The sequence below is a fragment of the Exiguobacterium sp. s39 genome, assembly GCF_018618925.1.
In the GTDB taxonomy this organism is placed as follows: domain Bacteria; phylum Bacillota; class Bacilli; order Exiguobacteriales; family Exiguobacteriaceae; genus Exiguobacterium_A; species Exiguobacterium_A abrahamii.
Window position 1 is genome coordinate 207,267 of the sequence record NZ_JACSNA010000004.1, and the last position, 16,757, is coordinate 224,023.

The following is a 16,757-nucleotide window of genomic DNA, read 5'->3' on the forward strand; positions in this document are numbered from 1 at the left end:
TGTCTGACTCGTTTGAACCGCGCATGGTATGCCTTCTTCAGTTGTCGGATAAGATAATATTACCTTCTTTTTTTAAAATTGCAAGAAAATAATTTTTGTGAAAAAAGATACAAAAACAAGATGTTTTCCGTAAGCGTTCAAAACCCCCGAAAGGTGCAAAAAACACCTGGCGGGGGTAGGGTTAAGTCAAGTTCAGTTGAGCGTGTTCAAAAATAATTTTTCCGTCAATCATCGTCATGAGCGGCTTCGCTAAATAGTCGAGTGGAAAGTGGCTCCACAGGACGAGATCCGCGTCTTTTCCGATCTCAATCGATCCGACGCGATCGTCCACACCGAGTGAGCGAGCTGGATGAATTGTGATCGCGCGCAAGGCGACATCGACCGGTAGACCTTCTCGTGCAGCTAGACCGGCACAGAGATTCAAGTACTGGACAGGGGTGTACGGATGATCGGTCGTAATGGAGATCTCGAGACCATGCTCATGAAGAATCCGGTAAGTTTCCCATGTCTTATTCTTCAGTTCAATTTTAGACTTTCGCGTGAAGGTTGGTCCGACCGTCACTTTTTCGATCGGTAATTGTTCCATCTCTTTTGCGACGAGATGACCTTCCGTACAATGTTCGATACGCAAATCGAGATCGAACTCTTCCGCAAAACGGATGGCAGAAAGGATATCATCTGCTCGGTGCGCATGTACACGAAGCGGCATTTTATGATCAAGGACCCGTTTGATCATCTGGTGAGCGAACGTTTCGGAAACTCGTTGTGTCCGAACTTCAAGAAAGGCTTCGCGCAACATCCCCATGATGCCCATCCGTGTCAGTTCACCGGCGCGACCAGCACTATGGACACGCTTTGGGTTTTCACCGAGCGCAACCTTCAGACCCGCGTACTTTCGAAGAATCATATCATCGATGAACCGTCCGTGCGTCTTGATGACACTCGTGACACCACCGATGATGTTCATGCTACCGGGCATGACTTGAACGGTCGTGATCCCGTGTTCGACGGCTTCCTTAAATCCTTCATCAAGTGGGTACACGCCATCAATGGCACGCAGATGAGGGGTCATCGCAAAAATCGTCTCATTCGCATCATTTCCGACGGTTCCGGTACCTTCGTCATATAATCCGAGATGTGTATGGGCATCGATGAAACCGGGTAATAAAAAGTGACCTTCTGCTTCAATGACTTGATCGTTGTCTAAATGATCCAGTAATTCACCGATTTCAATGATTTTTCCATCACGAATACGGATGTCCCCGTAAAAACTGTCCGAAGTAATCGGATAGATATGTGCATTTCGAATTAAGATATCCAAGTATCGTCCACCCCTGTACTAGTTTGAATGCTCGATTGCTCGCAATGCATCCTTTAGTTCAGCATACCGAAACTTGTATCCGTTTTCGAGCGCTTTTTTCGGGATGACACGAGCTCCTTCTAGTACAATCGTACTCTTTTCACCGAGTGCGAGCTCTAACGCGAAGCGTGGCGCCGGGAGCCAGTGTGGGCGATGTAAGACTTTTCCGATCGTCTGTCCAAAACGGCGCATCATCTCCGGGTGAGGCGCAGTGATGTTCAGTGGTCCTTCGACTGTCGGGGTCTCAAGTGCGAATAGGAATAAATCGACTAAATCATCGATGTGGACCCAGGAGACCCACTGTTTTCCGTCGCCCATCGTCCCACCACCAAAGAAGACATAAGGCAGGCGCATTAACGGATAAGCGCCACCGGCTTTCGTTAAGACGACACCGATTCGTGGATGGACGAGTCGAATGCCAGCGTCGGCAATCGGACGGGCAAGATCTTCCCACGCGACACAGACATGACTTAAGAAGTCAGCGGTCGGTGGAAGGGGGTGATCTTCAGAGAAGGTTTGATGCCGATCTTGTCCGTAAATGCCAACCGCAGAAGCAGACAATACGACATTTGGCTTTTGATCGAGTGCTTCAACGATTCGAACGAGCTCCTTCGTCGTGCTGACGCGACTGTCGAGAATGACGCGTTTGCGTTCATCCGTCCAACGTCCGTCGTTGATCGAAGCACCAGCCAGATGAATGAATGCATCAACGCCCTCTAAGTGCTGTTCCGGTTTTGCGTCTTCTGTCATCCACTTGATATATGTGACATGCGCGTCATTTGCTTTCGGATGACGCGTTAAGATAAAGATATGATGTCCTTGCTCGAGTAAACGCTTCGTCAAGGCTTGACCAATCATACCGGTTCCACCGGTAATCGCAATGTTCATGTAATCCATCCTCCCTGAAATAAGTAAAAGTAGCTTCTTTCCATTTGTTCCCGTTCCATGGTTTCACTCAAACATAGACCTGCCTGTTCATGATATCGTAGAACTACCGAATCAGGTTAGAGGAGGGAACGAAATGAAGATCAAACGGATTTCGACGCAGAAAAAGAACAGCGAACGATTCAACATCTATGTCGAGCGTGATGGCAAAGAGGAATATGCCTTTGCCGTAGACGTCGATATCTTAATTAAATACAATCTACAACGCGATAAGGAACTGGATGACGACTTCGTCAAGGAAGTGTTAACGGCTGAAGAACAGCAAAAAGCGTATCGTCTCTCGTTGAATCATTTATCGTACCGCATGCGGGCGACGAGTGAAGTCGTCGCCTATTTAACAGAGAAAGAGACACCGGAGCATGCGATCAAACATGCAATCGATCGATTGACGGAGCAACGCTATTTGGATGATCAACAGTTCGCACTTGCTTATACGGCAACGAAAAAAGCGACGACACCTCAAGGTCCGGGACGGATTCGCCGCGACCTTGAGGCATTGAAGATACCGAAGACAGCGATTGATGAAGCGATCGTGACGTTTACGGATGAAGAGGAATACGAAAAAGTCCTGAAGTTTTTGCGGCAAAAGCAAAAAGAGCTGCAACGGCGTTCCGTGCGGGAACTGACACAAAAGTTGCAGTTAACACTCATGCAGCGTGGGTTTTCGTCCGATTTGATTAAAGCGGGCATTGAAGAGGTGTTTCGAGCTGAAGAAGGTGACGAAGAAGAACAAGCGGCCCTTTATCAAGCGCGCAAGTATTATCCGAAATACCGACAACTTGAACCGTTCGAACGCGAACAAAAAGTCAAGCAAGCACTCGTCCGAAAAGGATTTCCATACGGTCTAGCCGCTCAAGTCCTCGAACAAGTCAAAGAAGAAGAAGAGGCGGAGTAATAAAAGCAAGACGAAAAATTGACAATTATCCGACAATTGTGCTATTCTACGCACAGACTAAGAAAAGGAGGAACCGTCCTATGAAAAAGCCAATTGGTTTCACTCATATCCAACAGCTGAATACGACGGAGACTCTTGAGCACGTATAAGTAATTCATTTCATGTGCGAGCAAGGGGATTCGTCTCCCGAGCGCGCAGACGAACAAGAATGCATCATGCCCATTTCAAGGCATACTGATTCTCGGACTGCATCCGGAAATCCGTATGCCTTTTTGCGTGCTCGGAAAAAGTACTTCATTTCACAGTAAAGGGGGGACCCTCATGCGTTTATTTCGGCAATTGAGTTGGTTTCTAAAAGAACACAAATCATCGTATCTCGTAGCAGTCGTCTTATTGATCATCACCGGCTTCATCGATTTAACGCCGCCATGGCTAATCGGTAAGGTCATCGACGGATTGCGGTCGGGATCGATGGACCAGGCGACGCTCTTGCAGTACGTCATCGGATTAACAGTCATTTCCATCGTTTCCTTCATCTTGACGTATCTGTGGTTAGCGAAATTATTCGGAACTGCATTTTTATTAGAACGGACACTTCGGAGTCGCTTCTTTACGCACTTATTGAAACTGACGCCGACGTTCTACCAAAAGAATCGGACAGGAGACTTGATGGCGCTCGCGACGAACGACTTGAAGGCGGTCGAGCGGACAGCTGGATTTGGTGTCTTGACGCTCGTCGACTCGTTGAACATGACAGCGATCACCCTCGTCGTCATGGGGGTGGCGATCGATTGGAAGCTGACGCTCGCTGCCTTGTTACCGATGCCACTTCTCGCCTACGCGATGAATAAGCTAGGAAGTCAAATTCACGGACGCTTCATCACTGCCCAGGATTCATTCGGAACGATGAATGACCAGGTCGTCGAGTCGATTTCCGGACTGCGTGTCATCCGCTCGTTCGTACAAGAACCAGTCGATGTTAAACGCTTCGACGATGTCACGACGGATGTCTTTGAGAAAAACATGCACGTCGCAAAAATCGATGTCTTGTTTGAACCGATCATCAAGCTGCTCGTCGGTTTCAGTTACTTGATCGGCTTATCGTTCGGGACATATCTCGTCTTTACGAACGACATCACGCTCGGACAATTGGTCGCCTTTAACATCTATCTCGGGATGCTGATCTGGCCGATGTATGCCTTTGGTGAATTAATCAATGTCATCCAGCGCGGGACAGCAAGTCTTGACCGCTTAGAGGCAACGATGCGAGTCAAACCGTTGATTGCTTCGACACCGCGGGAACACGTCGAACATCCCGAGCGGATCGAGATGAACGATTTGACGTTCACGTATCCAGAGACAGCCCATCCGGTCTTGCGAGATTTGAATATGACGATCGAACAAGGAACAACGATCGGTATCGTCGGACCAACGGGATCCGGGAAAACGACGTTCTTGCGTCAATTCTTACGTGAGTATCCAATCGGACGGGATATGCTGACGGTCAACGGCGTACCGTATGAAGATATTGCGCTAGAGACGGTTCGCGGTTGGACGGGTTATGTGTCACAAGAACATTTACTATTCTCAAAATCTGTTCGGGATAACATTCTGTTTGGTGCAGGTGAAGCGACAGAAGAAGAATTGCAGGAAGCGATTCGTCTCGCATCGTTTGAAAAAGATATCGAAACGCTTGAACAAGGACTTGAGACGATGGTCGGTGAACGTGGCGTCACGTTATCAGGAGGACAAAAGCAACGTCTCTCGATCGCGCGGGCGATGTTAAAAAAACCAGAGTTGCTGTTGCTGGATGATTCACTATCAGCGGTAGACGCGAAAACGGAATCACATATCATTGATTCGATTCGATCGAATCGTTACCAATCCACGACATTAATTGTTGCCCATCGTTTGTCGGCAGTGGCACATGCGGACGAAATCATCGTCTTGCAAGATGGAATGATTTCTGAACGAGGAACACATGACAGCCTGATGGCACAAAATGGCTGGTACGCTCAACAATTCGAGCGACAAAGTGAAGAGATGTAAGGAGGTGCCTCTGCATGAATGAATTAGAATTATACCAACTCGATCCGGCACGTCGGAAGACGACGATCCGTTCGTTGATCCGCTATGCGATGCATGAGAAACAAGCGATCTTTTTAGGATTATTTTTACTCGTACTGGCAGTCGGAGCGGAATTGACAGGTCCGTATATCGCCAAAGTCATCATTGATGAACATATCGTGGCAATTGAGAAGGACTGGGTCGAAGTTAAATCGGACGGTGCGGTCACGTATGACGGTCGTCAGTTCGCCAAAGCACAAGACGTCTCTAAAAGTCAGATCGTTCAATCCGTCTCGATCGTCCAAACGACCAACGGCTACTTTTTCGTACCGAAACAAGTCGTCAGTGGAGGAGAGCGGAAAATCAGTGGAAATACGATGACGGTCACGCGTGGAGACGACGTCTACACGTATGATAATATTCAAAAACTGACACAAGGACAGGTCTATGATTTTTATTCAAAAGACTTAAAAGCAATCGGCTGGTTGTCCTTGATCTACGTCCTTTTGCTGCTGGTAGCAGCTGGTTTGAACTGGATTCAGCAAATCTTGCTCCAGCGATCTGCTCATAAAATCATTAAACGGATGCGTCTTGATGTCTTTACGCATCTGCAACGGTTACCGGTTCGTTATTTCGACCAGACACCGATCGGGAAGATCGTCAGTCGAGTCACGAATGATACGGAAACGATTCGCGATCTATATCTCGGTGTGCTCGCCCGGGTCTTCTCGGGGATCATCACGATGGCGGGGATTCTGGTCGCGATGTTCTTCCTCGATTATCGCTTAGGATTAGTCTCGCTGATCATCATTCCGATCGTCTATTTCTGGATTCAGCTGTTCCAGAAACTCGCGACGAAGAACAACTTCAAGGTCCGCTCCCTCGTTGCCGACATGAATGGTCAACTGAATGAGAACATCCAGACGATGCCGATCATTCAGGCTTATGCACGCGAGAAGGAAGTCCTTGCTGAATTCGAACAAAAAAACGAAGAGAACTATCAGACCCGGGCAAAGTTGTTACGACTCGATGCCCTGATGTCCCATAACTTATCCTACTTTTTGAAAAACTTGACGCTCGCCTTGTTGATTTGGGTCGTCGGCGGAAAAAGTCTGACGAATGGGTCGTTTTTATCGCTCGGGATCTTATATGCGTATATCGATTACGTGTCCCGTTTATTCGAACCCGTCACCCAAATCATGAATCAGCTGTCACCACTACAACAAGCACTCGTTTCAGCGGACCGGATGTTCCAGTTGCTCGACGAAAAGGGAGAGCCGGTCGAACAAGGTCGCGTTGCTCGGTTTAAAGGAGCGGTGTCCTTCAAGGACGTCGAATTTAGTTATGAAGCGGGAAATCCCGTGTTACGTGAAATTCAAATCGATGCTCGTCCTGGCGCGACGATTGCTCTTGTCGGACACACGGGTAGTGGGAAAAGTTCGATCATGAACCTGCTGATGCGTTTCTATGATCCGTCAAAAGGACAGTTGTTGATTGACGGACAGGACGTGACGCGTTTGCCGAAACAAGCGGTCCGTGAGCATATGGGCATCGTCCTACAGGATCCGTTCCTCTTCACAGGAACGATTCGCTCGAACATCACACTTGGCAATCCTGACATTTCCGAGGAACGTGTTCGCCAAGCGATCGAAGCCGTCGGCGCGGATCGGTTCATTGATCGTTTACCGAACGGACTCGATGAACCAGTCATCGAAAAAGGTGCCACGTTATCAGCGGGTGAACGACAGTTGATCAGTTTTGCCCGTGCGTTAGCGTTCGATCCTGCGATCCTAGTTCTTGACGAAGCGACAGCGAGCGTTGACTCGGAAACGGAAGCGGTCATTCAGGATGCCTTGCTGACGTTGACGAAAGGGCGGACGACGTTCATCATCGCCCACCGCTTGTCGACGATCAAGGATGCGGATGAGATTCTTGTTCTCGATCATGGTCGGATCGTCGAGCGAGGATCCCATGATGTGCTCCTCGCAGCATCCGGTATTTATGCGAAAATGTATGCGTTACAAAGTAAACGGAATCTTGAATTGAAATCAAGCTAATCCATCCAGTTTCTCCTCCTTTTCGTTTATACTGAAAAACGAAGAGGGGGAGTTTTTGTAATGGAGACACGGATGAGTCAATTATCGAAATACGAGCTTGAGATGTTGATCACGAAATTAAGTGAACAAAAACGAAAAGCGGAGCAACATGGGAATGTGAGTGAAGTGGAAGTCGTGACGCGAAAAATCGCCATTGCGAAAAGTTATTTGATCGATCCAGCACGATTCGAACGGGGAGCCTTTTACCGAATCGAAGGAGAAGAGGCACGATTTGAGTTACATTTCGTCAATGGGGTCATGGGCTGGGGACATTTTGAAGGAACCGCTCAGGAAGTCGCGATTCCGCTCGCGTTATTTACAGGAGAGGGAGAACAGACATGACGAATCGAGAACAAGCCCTTCAGCAATTGGCTGAAGAATTATTGCAAGTAAATGAAGTACTGACACCGGAAGAAGCACTGACGTGGGTGGAAGTGCTTTGGGAAGATTTCGAAGCGACACTCGCGCGCGCAGGTGAGAAATATCAAGGTGAAGCCGTCGCAGTTCATTTCGTCGAACAACAGATTAAACAGCACGGGGCAATGTTACACCGGTTTAATACGACGAACGAAAAATTCAAGCATTTGATGACAGGTCGAAACGTCGAATGAAAAAAGCTCCGCACATCGGGATTTCCGTTGCGCGGAGCTTTGTCTTTATAATGCAGGGATGAACAGTTTTTTCTGCAAGGTCCGTTCGCTGAAGACCCAGCCGGTATAGGAGCTGACGATTTCTTGTGTAGCAGCGTCGATTCTGACGACGGCAACGAATGGATAGACTTCCTTCGTGAAGTAACGTAAGTTCGTAAAGCGGTATTCGACAATACCGTCCTTTCGTGAGACCGTATACGTATGAATCTTCGAAAACTCAAGAAACGCTTGCAAGTCAGCGTTTTGTTTGACGATTTCGTACAAGGCGTCACCGTGTGGTTCGTCCTTGATGCGGAAGTTTCCACATTCGACGACCGTTCCACTATTGATCTTAACGACGGAATACTCATCGCGTAACCGTGCCGCGACATGCCACTCATCCCATTTCATGCCAGGTGAGATGAACAGTTTATGCGCACCACGATAATAGCGTGCTGCGGTCGCGAGTGCATCGTTTCGTAACTTAAACTGCACAGCGTAATAGATGATGACGATGGCAATCAAAATCGGGAAGATGACGATCGTCGCTCTCGTTAGTAGCCAAATCCCGAACGCGGCATAATACATCGCGAACAGATACGGATCAAATGTGTTGATGACGCCCCAACCAATCCAGGATTGTTTGAACGGATGTAAAGCTTGTGTTCCATAAGCGTTAAACAGATCGACGAAGACATGGAGGGCGACAGCGATCTGCGCCATCAGCCATAATGAAGTCGGAGGTACACCAAACAATGTACCGATGACGATTGAAAGTAATAATGGCCAGGCGAGCAAAGCAATCAACCCGTGCGATTTTCCGCGGTGTTGGCGCAAGTAGGCGCTGTTTCCTTTGAACTTGAAGACAGTGTCGAAGTCCGGTGCATGTGAGCCGACGAGCGCCGTCGTCGTCACGGCAGCAAACATCGTCGTGCTCGCTGCGACGTCAGGGTGTAGCGTCGAGATGGCGGCGAGACAAAGTCCCATGCCGATATGCGTACCAGTATCCAATGCCAATTCGCTCCTTCTATAAAATCATGATGGTTGATCCATCGTGGTTCTGCCGAGTAATTTTTAATAAATATATCGTATTCAAGAGAAAAGAGGTAACCTTTTGACTGTCGTTCAAGAATATTTCACAAACTTTAATAAAACACAATTTACCACAGAACTGATTGCCTGGTTCCTTCGTGAACAGCGAGATCTCCCATGGCGAAGAACCAAAAACCCATATCATATCTGGATTAGTGAAATCATGCTCCAACAAACGCGCGTCGATACGGTCATTCCGTATTATGAGCGCTTCACGAAACGTTTTCCGACACCACATGATTTAGCGCAAGCGGATCAAAGTGAAGTGCTCAAGCACTGGGAGGGCTTAGGGTACTATTCCCGTGTCAAGAATCTTCAAATCGCGGTTCAGGAAGTTGTTGAAAAATATGATGGAATCGTTCCGGACGAAAAGGAATTGTTCAGTCAGCTGAAGGGCGTTGGTCCGTATACGACAGGAGCGGTTCTATCGATTGCTTATGGGCAAGCAGAACCGGCAGTAGACGGAAACGTGATGCGCGTCCTCTCGCGTGTACTTGGGATTTATGAAGACATCGCTGCGCCGAAGACGCGGAAATTGTTTGAAGCAGCAGTTCATCAATTGATTGATCCGGCTGATCCGTCAAGTTTCAATCAAGGCTTGATGGAACTCGGTGCGATGGTCTGTACGCCAAAGTCTCCGATGTGTGGACTCTGTCCTGTTCAAGACGTTTGTTTCGCATATGATCGAAATGCACAGGAAGAACTACCTGTGAAGACGAAGAAAGGGAAGACGCAAATTATTCCGTATGATGCTCTCGTCTATGAAACGAACGGAAAAATCGCAATTGAACAACGAGCAGAAACGGGTTTGCTCGCAGGTATGTGGCAATACCCACTTCGAGAAGCAGAAGAAGATCGTAATGGGACGCTTGTCGGTCACGTCCGACATATCTTCTCACACCGGATTTGGGAAATTGCCGTCTATCGCGTGACGGAACAGCCGGACCAGACAATACTGGTTGATCAGGAAACGTATGCGACGCATCCGGTATCTGTCGCGCAAATGAAGATTGATCGACTATTAAAGGGGGAGATCTAATGCATACTTTTCGTTTTGAGACACGTGTCGATACATCAAAGGAGCAAGCGTGGGATTTTTTAAGTGACGCCAAGGCCTTAAGTCGATTGACGGTATTTCCGCAAGTGAAGACGTCGGGTGATACACGGACGCGAGCAGGAAATACGATTCGTCTGCGCGTTGGTGTTCCTCCACTATTTGTCTCGTGGACGTCTTGGATTCCTTTCGTAGAAGAATATGTCTTCGTCGATGTCGGTACAAAAGTTCCGTATCCATTCCGGGCATGGTGCCACGTGCACCGAGTCGAAGAACGTGAATCTGGCGTCTATTTCGTGGATGAAGTGACGTACGCATCGTTCTTGCCAGCCTTCGTCATTGAAGCATTCATCTTGAAACCGATGTTCAAACAACGAAAAAATGCGATTTTGAATCACTTTCAAGCCTGAATTCCGTCATTTTTCTGAAAAAATACCCTTTCGTTTTTCATGCGTTCTGAAAATGGGTATAATAAGCACGAGAGTATAACAGAATGGAAGAAAAACGCTTTAGAAAGGAGTAGCACATGAGTCGATTCCCAAAAGAAAGTAGCAAGATTGAGATTCAAAGTTTCAAACATAACGGGAGCTTACACAGAGTTTGGGAAGAAACGCTCGTGCTGAAATCGACGGAAGAAGAATTGATTGGGTTCAATGACCGCATCATGGTCAGTGAATCGGATGGTCGTCAGTGGCGAACACGAGAGCCTGCAATCTGTTACTTTTCAACAGAACTCTGGTTCAATGTCATTTGTATGATTCGGGAGGATGGCATTTACTATTACTGCAATCTTGGATCACCTTCTACGTTCGATGAGAAAGATCGAGCAGTCAAGTACATTGATTACGATTTAGATATCAAAGTGTATCCGGACATGTCCTACATGATCCTCGATGAGGACGAGTATGAGAAGCATCGCCGCGAGATGAACTATCCGAAGGCGATCGATCGTATTTTGAAAGACAATGTCCAAATCCTGATTCAATGGATCCGCAGTCGAAAGGGTCCATTTAACCCGGCTTTCGTGGATATGTGGTATCGTGAATATGAAACAAGATATCGGAGATGATGGTTCGCCATCGTCTTTTTTTAATTGAAGGAAGTGAAACACGTGGCAACACAAGCAAAACGTAAGAAACAAGGTTCGATCCGCCGCTATATGGCGTTCGTCAAACCGTATCAAAAACAGATTCTCCTGACGGTTTTCGTTGGGATCATCAAGTTCTCGATCCCACTTGGACTTCCGTTGTTGTATAAGTACATCATCGACAATATCCTAACTGGAAACACGATGCCGATGGCGGAAAAAAGTAAACAATTGGCGTATTTGATTGGAGCGGGTGTCTTCATCTTCTTGATCGTCAAGCCGCCGCTCGAATACGTTCGTCAGTACCTCGCGCAATGGTCCGCGTCGAAGATTTTATTTGACGTACGGAATCGATTGTTTGATCATGTTCAGAAATTATCGCTTCGTTTTTATTCGAATACGAAAACCGGAGAAGTCATCTCGCGAATCATCAATGATGTCGAGCAGACGAAAGACTTCGTCGTCACGGGATTAATGAACCTATGGCTTGATATGATCACGATTTTCATCGCGATCGCTATCATGTGGACGATTGATCCGAAGTTGACGCTCGTCGCCATTATTCCATTACCATTCTACGCCCTCGCCGTTAAGTTCTTTTACGGTCGCTTACGCGGATTGACACGGGAACGTTCGGCAGCACTTGCGGAACTACAAGGTCATTTGACGGAACGGGTCAACGGCATGGCAGTCATTCGTAGTTTTGCACTCGAACCGCACGAGAACAAAGCGTTCAAACATCAAAATGATGGGTTCTTAAAAGCGGCGCTGCGTCAAACGAACTGGAATGCGCGGACGTACGTCGTCGTCTCGACGATTACGGACTTCGCACCGATCCTCATTTTCGGGACAGCGGCGTTCTTCGTCTTGAACGATCAAGTGACACTCGGGACGATGGTTGCGTTCATTGGTTACATCGATCGCCTGTATGCGCCGCTCGGTCGTCTCGTCAACTCCTCAACGACGTTGACGCAGTCGATCGCTTCGATGGACCGGATGTTTGAGTTTTTAGATGAGCCGTATGACATCACGGAAAAACCGAATGCACGCGATCCAAAAGATGTCCGCGGAAACGTTCAGTTCGAAAACATCAGTTTCGCTTACGAAGAAGGCGGCGAGCTAGCAATTGATCGCTTAACGCTTGACGTTCAGGCAGGTGAACGGATTGCTTTCGTCGGGATGTCAGGTGGTGGGAAATCGACGCTCGTCAGTTTAATTCCACGCTTCTATGATGTGTCTGCCGGTCGGATCACGCTTGACGGCGTTGATATTCGTGACTTGAAGTTGCGTGGTCTTCGCGATCAGATCGGGATGGTCATGCAGGAGTCAATTCTCTTCAGTGAGTCGGTTCAGATGAACATTAAGATGGGGAATCCGGAGGCGACGGATGAGGAAGTCATCGCAGCGGCAAAAGCAGCGAATGCCCACGAATTCATCGAACGATTACCAAACGGTTATCATACGCCGGTCGGTGAACGCGGCGTTAAGTTATCAGGTGGTCAAAAGCAACGTCTAGCCATCGCTCGGGTCTTCTTGAAGAACCCGCCGATTCTGATTTTGGATGAGGCGACGAGTGCGCTCGATTTAGAGAGCGAAGCGATGATTCAAGATTCGTTAGCGCGTCTCGCGAAAGGACGGACGACGTTTACTGTCGCGCACCGTTTATCAACGATTACCGATGCCGATAAGATCGTTGTCATCGAAAATGGTCAAATTACGGAAATCGGAACACACGAAGTCCTCATGCAAAAACGAGGCGCTTATTTCGAACTGTATGCCATTCAAAATCTGGAACTCGTCGAATAACACAAAAGCAGCGATCCTCGTGAGGGTCGCTGCTTTTTTAGTGGGAGGACTTAGAGTCGAGCAAAGGCACGATCGACTGCTGCGATCGTCTCTGTGATGTCGGCTTCCGTATGTTCCGTCGTCAAGAACCACGCTTCGTATTTCGAAGGGGCAAGGTTAACGCCTTCTTCTAGCATCAATTTGAAGAAACGTCCGAACATCTCGCTATCTGCACGTTCTGCACCATCGTAATCGATGACTGTTTCATCCGTGAAGTAGACCGTCATGGCACCTTTTAGACGGTTGATTGTAATCGTGACGTCATGACGTTTTGCTGCTTCTAACACACCTTGTTCGAGTAATGCGCCAAGGTGATCGAGTTGTTCATAGACACCAGGCTGCTCAAGTAATTCAAGACAAGCGATACCGGCAGCCATGGATGCTGGGTTACCAGCCATCGTTCCCGCTTGATAAGCCGGACCGAGTGGTGCGACGTGTTCCATGATTTCTTTACGACCGCCATAAGCACCGATTGGTAATCCACCACCGATGATTTTGCCGAGTGCCGTCATATCGGGGCGGATATCGAGTAACTCTTGTGCACTGCCGTACGTGAAACGGAAGGCTGTGATGACTTCATCATAGATGACGAGTGCGCCGTGAGCATGCGTGATTTCGTTGACTGCAGCAAGGAATCCAGGTTGCGGTTCGACGATACCGAAGTTTCCGACGATCGGTTCAACGAGTACACAAGCGACCTGATCGCCCCATTGTTCCATGATTTGACGATACGATTCGATATCATTGAACGGTGTCGTAATGACTTCTTTTGCCGTCGCTTTCGTGACGCCGGCTGAATCTGGGGAACCAAGTGTCGCTGGTCCGCTTCCTGCTGCAATCAGCATCAAATCCGAGTGACCGTGGTAACACCCACTGAACTTCACGACGAGCTCACGACCCGTATACGCACGTGCGACACGAATCGTCGTCATGACAGCTTCGGTTCCCGAGTTCGTAAAGCGTACTTTTTCAAGCGATGGGATCGCTTTTTGTAGTTTATGTGCAAAGTCGATTTCTAGACGGTGTGGTGTGCCGTAAAGAAGACCGTTTTGGGCAGCATGGGTGATCGCTTCCGTAATGTGAGGGTGACCGTGTCCCGTGATGATCGGACCATAGGCTGCTAAGTAATCGATATAGCGATTGCCATCGACATCGTAAAAGTAAGCACCTTCTCCGCGTTCCATATAGACAGGTGCGCCGCCACCGACGGCTTTGAATGAACGGGATGGGCTGTTGACGCCACCGACGATACACTCTTGTGCGATTTCATATAACGCCTCTGAAGTAGGACGTGTAGTGTGGGTAGACATGAGGATTCCTCCAATCGATGATTCGTGAAAAATATCACGATATGATTGTATCATGGACGTCAAATCCGGTGCAGAGCCGTTGACGGAATGCCTATTTGTAGGTAGACTAATTATAAAGATTACAATCTGATAATCAATGAAAGATAGAAATGAGGGGATGGACGTGGCTAACGAAATGCTGGATGACGCCGTGAAGTCACTTCGGGAATCAGGCGTTCGAATGACACCACAACGTCACGCGATTTTGGAATATTTAACGACGGGACACACGCATCCGACAGCGGATGAGATTTATCGTGCACTCGAACATCGTTTTCCAAACATGAGTGTGGCGACTGTATATAATAACTTACGCGTGTTTCGAGAAAAGGGAATCGTTGAGGAAATGAATTACGGAGACGCTTCAAGTCGCTTCGACTTCGTTACGACACGCCATTACCACATGATCTGTGAAAATTGCGGAAAGATCGTTGACTTCAACTATCCTGTGCTCGATGATGTCGAAACGGTTGCGGCGCACTTAACAGGCTTTAAAGTCGATCGTCACCGATTAGAAGTGTACGGAACTTGCCCGGACTGTCAATCGAATGTCCAATAAAAAAACGAGCTGCCTTAGCGGGGAGCTCGTTTATTGTGTTTATTATATTTTTCATCGAATTCTTTACCTTCAAGAGATGGATCCATCGTCAGTGGTTCATCGCAATGCATACATAAGTCGACGCGACCAAGGACCTTTGTTTCTTTTCCGCAGTTCGGACAAGTGACGACAGCTGCCTTCGTTGATGTCAGACCAATCAAGAAATAGAGTGCCGTACTGGCGAGAACCATGACGAAACCGAGAAGCATGAGTAAGACCATGATGATTTCAAATTGTTTGAGTAATAGACCGCCATACATGACGAGCATCCCACCGAAGACGAGAAACATAGCTAAGTTTCGCGCGCGGTTTATTTTATTTTTACGTTGTTTTTTCAAGTGAATTCCCCCTGTTGTCAGTCTAGCATAAGAAGTGGGATTGCCTGAAGAAGGAAAGCTTGTTTTTTTGTCGAAAATGGTAACGACGAGTTCGTATAGAAGGGTGAGAAGTACATGGAACAAGCAACACGAACGATTTATTCGGAGTACGCGGCTTATCGTGAAACACAAGGGATCATTGCTGTTGAGAAACGGCAACCACGGGATTCCCTGACGGATCAATTTGATACACTTCTTGTCGTCATCACGAGAGACCCAGAAGTCGAGTGGACGATCAAACATTATCGACTGAATACACTAAAGGTGTCGTTACACCTCGTACATGAAGATGTGTTATCACGCTGGATTTTATTAAATGCCAATCGACGCGCGATTCACTGGATTGCAGAAGGAACGATCGTGTTCGAACGGAATGATTATTTAGTTGACTTAAAACGGCAGCTATTAAACTTTCCTGATGAGGAAAGATGTTTACAGATGACGATCTCATTCGCTAAACTTTTGCGTCGTTTCCAAGACGGTAGGAACTTGTTCAGTCGCGGACATCATTATGATGCCTATACACACGTCCATCATGCATTACATCATCTCGCGCGATTATCGGTCCTTGAAAAAGGAAAACATCCCGAGACAGTCGTTTGGGAACAAGCGCGACTCGATGATCCGGATGTCTATAAACTATATGAACAATTATTGATGAGTGAAGAGACATTAGATCAACGTATTCACCTCGCCTTGATCGGACTTGAGCATCTTCTGCAGTCGAAGGTCTTATCGGGAGGACGCTATTTATTTGAAATCATGCGTGAGCGGACAAGTCCTTGGACGATGTATGAATTGATGGAAGAAGAGCGACTACAAGAAGTCAAAGTGGATTTAAGTAGTCTGATGGATTTCTTCATGCGAAAAGGTCTAATCAGGATTTCGTATCAAACAACTAAAGGAGCAGGGGTCGAACTCGTGACGTATGAGCCGGTCGTATGACGATCGGCTTTATTTTATCCATTTGATTGTTTTTTGCTATATATAGAAGGGAAAAGATTATAAAAGTTTTTTTAGAAAAACTATTGACGGTATTATACCGAGATAGTATATTAATACATGTCGACAGGGCAACACGCTCTGGACGGTGACAAGAAAGAAAAAAGATTTCAAAAAAGGATTGACGCTTAAGTTATTCCATGATATCTTATTAAAGTCGCTGAAAACGACACGACGAACTTTGAAAACTGAACGATGAGGCAAAAATCGTATTCTACGGAATACAAAAATGAATGAAGCGCAAGCTTCGTCAATCGTGACTTCGGTCACACAAACGAGCAAGTCAAACACTTCATGGAGAGTTTGATCCTGGCTCAGGACGAACGCTGGCGGCGTGCCTAATACATGCAAGTCGAGCGCA

16 protein-coding genes and 1 rRNA gene are annotated in these 16,757 nt (G+C 47.4%); 12 read left to right on the forward strand and 5 right to left on the reverse strand.

Annotation, left to right across the window (positions count from 1 at the left end):
• Positions 1–181: 181 nt before the first annotated feature.
• A complete protein-coding gene (locus tag KNQ11_RS15515) occupies positions 182–1,321 on the reverse strand; it encodes an amidohydrolase (protein ID WP_050677387.1) in 1,140 nt (379 codons plus the stop codon).
• An 18-nt stretch (positions 1,322–1,339) separates the two neighbouring features.
• Entirely contained in the window at positions 1,340–2,248 is a 909-nt protein-coding gene (locus tag KNQ11_RS15520; protein WP_214772561.1) for a TIGR01777 family oxidoreductase, read from the reverse strand.
• A 133-nt stretch (positions 2,249–2,381) separates the two neighbouring features.
• Between KNQ11_RS15520 and KNQ11_RS15525 the strand changes: the two genes are divergently transcribed.
• From KNQ11_RS15525 to KNQ11_RS15545, 5 genes are all read left to right on the forward strand, one after another.
• The gene (locus tag KNQ11_RS15525) at positions 2,382–3,200 is read left to right on the forward strand and encodes a RecX family transcriptional regulator (protein ID WP_149426886.1); all 819 of its coding nucleotides are present in this window, start codon (positions 2,382–2,384) and stop codon (positions 3,198–3,200) included.
• A gap of 321 nt (positions 3,201–3,521) precedes the next feature.
• Entirely contained in the window at positions 3,522–5,249 is a 1,728-nt protein-coding gene (locus tag KNQ11_RS15530; protein WP_214772570.1) for an ABC transporter ATP-binding protein, read from the forward strand.
• Between the two features lie 14 nt (positions 5,250–5,263).
• Positions 5,264–7,324 (forward strand): ABC transporter ATP-binding protein, encoded by a 2,061-nt coding sequence (locus KNQ11_RS15535; RefSeq protein WP_214772572.1) that lies wholly within the window; start codon positions 5,264–5,266, stop codon positions 7,322–7,324.
• A gap of 60 nt (positions 7,325–7,384) precedes the next feature.
• Entirely contained in the window at positions 7,385–7,705 is a 321-nt protein-coding gene (locus KNQ11_RS15540) for a DUF1811 family protein (RefSeq protein WP_023467306.1), read from the forward strand.
• On the forward strand, positions 7,702–7,974 hold the full coding sequence (locus KNQ11_RS15545) for a YfhJ family protein (protein WP_023467307.1): 273 nt from the start codon (positions 7,702–7,704) through the stop codon (positions 7,972–7,974). Before KNQ11_RS15540 ends, KNQ11_RS15545 begins: the two co-directional genes overlap by 4 nt.
• A gap of 45 nt (positions 7,975–8,019) precedes the next feature.
• On the opposite strand, the gene KNQ11_RS15550 is transcribed toward KNQ11_RS15545, so the two are convergent.
• On the reverse strand, positions 8,020–9,003 hold the full coding sequence (locus KNQ11_RS15550; protein ID WP_050677381.1) for a metal-dependent hydrolase: 984 nt from the start codon (positions 9,001–9,003) through the stop codon (positions 8,020–8,022).
• A gap of 103 nt (positions 9,004–9,106) precedes the next feature.
• Between KNQ11_RS15550 and mutY the strand changes: the two genes are divergently transcribed.
• The 4 genes from mutY to KNQ11_RS15570 all read left to right on the forward strand — a co-directional run bounded on the left by mutY (position 9,107) and on the right by KNQ11_RS15570 (position 13,031).
• Positions 9,107–10,123 carry an A/G-specific adenine glycosylase gene (gene mutY / locus KNQ11_RS15555; RefSeq protein ID WP_149426889.1) on the forward strand — a complete coding sequence of 339 codons (1,017 nt, stop codon included), beginning with the start codon at positions 9,107–9,109 and terminating at the stop codon, positions 10,121–10,123.
• Complete coding sequence (locus KNQ11_RS15560) at positions 10,123–10,548, forward strand: SRPBCC family protein (protein WP_023467310.1); 426 nt, start codon at positions 10,123–10,125, stop codon at positions 10,546–10,548. The genes mutY and KNQ11_RS15560 overlap by 1 nt, the downstream gene beginning before the upstream one ends.
• 116 nt (positions 10,549–10,664) lie before the next feature.
• Positions 10,665–11,207, forward strand: a complete 543-nt coding sequence (gene ntdP, locus KNQ11_RS15565) for a nucleoside tri-diphosphate phosphatase (protein ID WP_023467311.1) — start codon at positions 10,665–10,667, stop codon at positions 11,205–11,207.
• Positions 11,208–11,297: 90 nt separating this feature from the next.
• Positions 11,298–13,031, forward strand: a complete 1,734-nt coding sequence (locus KNQ11_RS15570; protein WP_149428103.1) for an ABC transporter ATP-binding protein — start codon at positions 11,298–11,300, stop codon at positions 13,029–13,031.
• A gap of 50 nt (positions 13,032–13,081) precedes the next feature.
• Here the strand turns inward: KNQ11_RS15570 and KNQ11_RS15575 are convergent, their stop codons facing one another.
• Complete coding sequence (locus KNQ11_RS15575) at positions 13,082–14,380, reverse strand: glutamate-1-semialdehyde 2,1-aminomutase (protein ID WP_023467313.1); 1,299 nt, start codon at positions 14,378–14,380, stop codon at positions 13,082–13,084.
• 175 nt (positions 14,381–14,555) lie between these two features.
• On the opposite strand from KNQ11_RS15575, the gene perR reads away from it, so the two are divergent.
• Entirely contained in the window at positions 14,556–14,978 is a 423-nt protein-coding gene (gene perR / locus KNQ11_RS15580) for a peroxide-responsive transcriptional repressor PerR (RefSeq protein WP_369792039.1), read from the forward strand.
• Positions 14,979–14,992: 14 nt separating this feature from the next.
• Here the strand turns inward: perR and KNQ11_RS15585 are convergent, their stop codons facing one another.
• Positions 14,993–15,355 carry a DUF2614 family zinc ribbon-containing protein gene (locus KNQ11_RS15585; RefSeq protein WP_029340912.1) on the reverse strand — a complete coding sequence of 121 codons (363 nt, stop codon included), beginning with the start codon at positions 15,353–15,355 and terminating at the stop codon, positions 14,993–14,995.
• A gap of 114 nt (positions 15,356–15,469) precedes the next feature.
• On the opposite strand from KNQ11_RS15585, the gene KNQ11_RS15590 reads away from it, so the two are divergent.
• On the forward strand, positions 15,470–16,339 hold the full coding sequence (locus KNQ11_RS15590; RefSeq protein WP_214725252.1) for a nucleotidyltransferase-like protein: 870 nt from the start codon (positions 15,470–15,472) through the stop codon (positions 16,337–16,339).
• 348 nt (positions 16,340–16,687) lie between these two features.
• Positions 16,688–16,757: ribosomal RNA gene (locus KNQ11_RS15595) — 16S ribosomal RNA — on the forward strand; the annotation flags it as partial.

Bases quoted from the DNA above. Each gene is read 5' to 3' on its own strand.
- KNQ11_RS15520 (WP_214772561.1), bottom strand. From the start codon at position 2,248: ATGAACATTGCGATTACCGGTGGAACCGGTATGATTGGTCAAGCCTTG.
- KNQ11_RS15525 (WP_149426886.1), top strand. From the start codon at position 2,382: ATGAAGATCAAACGGATTTCGACGCAGAAAAAGAACAGCGAACGATTC.
- KNQ11_RS15530 (WP_214772570.1), top strand. From the start codon at position 3,522: ATGCGTTTATTTCGGCAATTGAGTTGGTTTCTAAAAGAACACAAATCA.
- KNQ11_RS15535 (WP_214772572.1), top strand. From the start codon at position 5,264: ATGAATGAATTAGAATTATACCAACTCGATCCGGCACGTCGGAAGACG.
- KNQ11_RS15540 (WP_023467306.1), top strand. From the start codon at position 7,385: ATGGAGACACGGATGAGTCAATTATCGAAATACGAGCTTGAGATGTTG.
- KNQ11_RS15545 (WP_023467307.1), top strand. From the start codon at position 7,702: ATGACGAATCGAGAACAAGCCCTTCAGCAATTGGCTGAAGAATTATTG.
- KNQ11_RS15560 (WP_023467310.1), top strand. From the start codon at position 10,123: ATGCATACTTTTCGTTTTGAGACACGTGTCGATACATCAAAGGAGCAA.
- ntdP (WP_023467311.1), top strand. From the start codon at position 10,665: ATGAGTCGATTCCCAAAAGAAAGTAGCAAGATTGAGATTCAAAGTTTC.
- KNQ11_RS15570 (WP_149428103.1), top strand. From the start codon at position 11,298: ATGGCGTTCGTCAAACCGTATCAAAAACAGATTCTCCTGACGGTTTTC.
- KNQ11_RS15575 (WP_023467313.1), bottom strand. From the start codon at position 14,380: ATGTCTACCCACACTACACGTCCTACTTCAGAGGCGTTATATGAAATC.
- perR (WP_369792039.1), top strand. From the start codon at position 14,556: ATGCTGGATGACGCCGTGAAGTCACTTCGGGAATCAGGCGTTCGAATG.
- KNQ11_RS15590 (WP_214725252.1), top strand. From the start codon at position 15,470: ATGGAACAAGCAACACGAACGATTTATTCGGAGTACGCGGCTTATCGT.